The sequence below is a fragment of the Kitasatospora sp. NPDC004799 genome, assembly GCF_040609095.1.
GTDB lineage: Bacteria > Actinomycetota > Actinomycetes > Streptomycetales > Streptomycetaceae > Kitasatospora.
Genome location: NZ_JBEXJK010000609.1, coordinates 1 through 3,389, shown reverse-complemented (window position 1 = coordinate 3,389; position 3,389 = coordinate 1). Strand labels below are relative to the sequence as shown.

The window sequence follows — 3,389 nt, the reverse complement described above, 5'->3', positions numbered from 1 at the left end:
GCCGGTTCGGGGCCGCCGGAGTGGCTCGCGCGGGCGCGCGGGACGGCCCTCGCGGGCGGGCGGGCCCTCGCGGGCGGGCGGCCGGTTTGGGGCGGCGAGCGGGCCCCTGGTAGCGTGGGCTGCTGCACCTGGCCTCGGCATGCCCTCTCAGCTGGACCGAAGCCGCCGGGTGTGACCCCGTTCAAACCATTCAGACAAGACTGAGGCTCCTTCGTGGCGAACATCAAGTCCCAGATCAAGCGCAACAAGACCAACGAGAAGGCGCGCCTGCGCAACAAGGCCGTCAAGTCCTCGCTGAAGACCGCTCTGCGCAAGGCCCGTGAGGCCGCTGCCGCCGGCGAGACCGAGAAGGCCACCGAGCTGGCCCGCGCCGCCTCCAAGGCGCTGGACAAGGCCGTGAGCAAGGGCGTCATCCACGCCAACCAGGCCGCCAACAAGAAGTCGGCCATCACCAAGCGCGTCAACACCGCCGCCCAGGCCTGACGCCCCCGGGGGCTCGGCCCCCACCGCTTCGGGACGACCCGGCCCTCTACCCGGACCCCCGAGGCGCGCGAGACTCGCACCGCACGCGGCCTGCGTTCGCCACGCGGGTGCGGTGCATGAAGCAGTACGGCAGGCGCCGCAGTCGGCCTCCTCCCCGGAGACCACTGCGGCGCCTGTCGCGTTCCGCGGTCCGGCCGCTAGGGTCGGTCGGGTCCGACCGAGGATCGAGAGGTGCGGGGAGCACCCCGACGCCAGGCCCAGGGGGGAACTTCCATGTCGACGCCACCGCCGCCACCGGCACCGAACGGACCGGGGTACGGCTTCCCGCAGCACCGGCCGGGCGGGGGCGCGCAGCCCGTACCGGGTGCCCCGGGCCCCGCGGGTGCGGCCGGCTTCGGGCCGCCGCCCGGACTGCCCACCGCCCCCGGACTGCCCACCGCCCCCGGCCCGACCACGGTCCCCGGGGCCGCCGCGCCGCGGCCCGGGAGGAGCGGGAACCTGCGGCGCAACGCCGTCTGGGCGTTCGTCGGCGCGGTGACCGTCTCGGTCGGCTGGGCCGCCGCCGTGATGACCGTCCCCGGCCTGGTCGGCAGCGATTCCTCGCCGCGCGGCCTGCGCGGCTACCACCTCTCCGAGGACCTCTGCACCACCGCGAAGCCCACCAAGCTGCTCCAGACGTACTCCGTCTCGGACACCTCCGCGCCGACCCACCACACCGACCGGCACCCGGCGCTGGACAGCATGAACTGCTCGATGTCCCTCAAGCGCACCGGCGGCGGCAGCGACAGCGAGTACGCCAACCTCTACATGCGCGCCGACCTGCACAAGGCGGTCAACCCGGCGCCCGAGCTGGCGGCCAACAAGGAGCTCTACCGGGCGCGCGGCTACCAGGTCACCGACATCTCGGGGCTCGGCGAGGAGGCGTACTTCCTGTACAAGGACGACGGCTCGGACAGCTACCACAGCGTCTACGCCGAGCTGAACGTCCGCGACGGCGGGATGACGTACTACATCAACTACACGGCCAGCTACACCGAGGGCAAGGGCAAGCCGCCGTCCCGGGAGGAGCTGCGCAGCGCCCTCCAGTCCGACGGGCAGGACGCCGTCCGGGCCATGAAGAAGTAGGCCCCGGCCGCGCCGTCGGCCGCCCGGCCGTCGGTGTGCGGGCCGGTCGGTCAGTACGCGAGCCGGTCAGTACGCGGGCCGGGAGCCGGCCCGGGCGGCGCGGGCGACGGCGACCACCGCGCGCTCCAGGGCGAAGGCCGGGTCGTCCGAGCCGCCCTTGACGGCGGCGTCGGCCCGGGCGATCGCGGTCAGCGCGGTGGCCACCCCGTCGCCCGTCCAGCCGCGCATCTGCTGGCGGACCCGGTCGACCTTCCACGGCGGCATGCCCAGCTCGCGGGCCAGGTCGGCCGGGCGCGCGTTCCGCCCGGCGCTCGCCAGCCGGCCGATGCTGCGCACGCCGGAGGCCAGCGCGTAGGTGATGCCGGTCGGCGGCTGGCCGACGGCCAGCGCCCAGCGCAGCCGCTCCAGCGCCTCCGCGGCCCGGCCGGTGACGGCCAGGTCGGCCACCTCGAAGCCGGTCGCCTCGGCCCGGCCACTGTAGTAGCGGGCCACCACCGTGTCGTCGATCGCGCCCTCGACGTCCGAGGTCAGCTGACTGCACGCGGCCGCCAGCTCGCGCAGGTCGCTGCCGAGCGCGTCCAGCAGCGCCTGGCAGGCCTCCGGGGTCGCGGAGCGGCCCAGGGTGCGGAACTCGCCCTTGACGAAGGCCAACCGCTCGCTCGCCTTGGCCAGCTTGGCGCAGGCCACCTCGCGCCCGCCGGCCTTGCGCCCGGCGTCCAGCAGGCCCTTGCCCTTGGCGCCGCCGGCGTGCACCAGCACCATGATCACTTCTTCGGCCGGCGCCTCGATGTACGCCTTGACCTCCTTGACCGACTCGGCGGAGAGGTCCTGGGCGGCCCGGACCACGATCACCTTGCGCTCGGCGAACAGCGACGGCGTGGTCAGCTCGGCCAGGCTGCCGGGCTGCAGGCCGCCGGGCGGCAGGTCCCGCACGTCGGTGTCCGGGTCCGCCGCCTTCGCCGCCGCCACCACCTGGGCGACCGCGCGGTCCAGCAGCAGCTCCTCCTGGCCGACCGCGAGGGTCAGCGGGGCGAGCAGGTCGTCGGGTGCACTCTTCCTGGCCATCGCGTACCAGCATCCCACGCGCCGCGGACACTCCCGCCCGACGGAGCCGGCGGCCCGACCTGGACAATGGCCGGGTGACCGAGAACGACACCACCGACCTCCCGGACGTCGACGACCCGTACGCCCGGCAGCTGCTCGTCCTGCCCGACCGCGACGCCGCCGAGGAGGCCGCCGAGGAGTTCGGCGCCACCCAGCCCGACCTCGGCGAGCTCGAAGTCGTCCGCGACGCCCTCGCGGGCGAGGACGACGCCGAGGACGCCCAGTGGCTGGTCGTGGCCGAGGCCCCGGACACCGGCTGGACCCCCGCCCTGCTGCACGCCCTCGACACCCTCGCAGCCGCCTACGAAGGCTGGCGCGAGGAAGCCTGACCGCCCCCGGGCCCCTCCCCTCCCGGGCCGACCGAATCCCCAGGCAGCCACCCCGGTGTGCTCCGGGCCACGCCCGGAGCACACCGGGCCACCGACCGCGTCCGGCCCGCGTGGGGCCACACCATCGAACCCTCGGCCGGGGACCCGCCTTCGTGGGCGTCACACCTGGGCGGGGCTCAGCCGGGCCGCCGAGCCGCGAAGTGGATGTCGTGGGCACTCTGCTCTCCTGCTTCCAGAACATCGCCCTTTCGCGGCGCGCTCCGGGCCCGGGCGGAGCGCGCCCCCACCACACATGGCGGGGGGTTGGCGTTTGTGGGGCGAGGTGGTGGGGGTAGCCCACGGGTCGAC

General features: G+C 75.0%; 4 protein-coding genes. 3 read left to right on the top strand and 1 reads right to left on the bottom strand.

Features of this window, described 5'->3' with window-relative positions:
- Window positions 1-213 precede the first annotated feature (213 nt).
- Together rpsT and ABZW03_RS38820 are read left to right on the top strand one after the other, a co-directional pair.
- Window positions 214-483 (top strand): 30S ribosomal protein S20, encoded by a 270-nt coding sequence (gene rpsT, locus ABZW03_RS38825; protein ID WP_355269285.1) that lies wholly within the window; start codon window positions 214-216, stop codon window positions 481-483.
- Window positions 484-756: 273 nt separating this feature from the next.
- Window positions 757-1,608 (top strand): hypothetical protein, encoded by an 852-nt coding sequence (locus ABZW03_RS38820; RefSeq protein ID WP_355269283.1) that lies wholly within the window; start codon window positions 757-759, stop codon window positions 1,606-1,608.
- Between the two features lie 66 nt (window positions 1,609-1,674).
- Here the strand turns inward: ABZW03_RS38820 and holA are convergent, their stop codons facing one another.
- Window positions 1,675-2,673 carry a DNA polymerase III subunit delta gene (gene holA, locus ABZW03_RS38815; RefSeq protein ID WP_355269281.1) on the bottom strand — a complete coding sequence of 333 codons (999 nt, stop codon included), beginning with the start codon at window positions 2,671-2,673 and terminating at the stop codon, window positions 1,675-1,677.
- Window positions 2,674-2,804: 131 nt separating this feature from the next.
- Here holA and ABZW03_RS38810 point away from each other — a divergent pair, with 131 nt between their 5' ends.
- Window positions 2,805-3,041, top strand: coding sequence for a hypothetical protein (locus ABZW03_RS38810; protein WP_355269287.1), 237 nt, complete (start codon window positions 2,805-2,807; stop codon window positions 3,039-3,041).
- The last annotated feature ends 348 nt before the right edge of the window (window positions 3,042-3,389 follow it).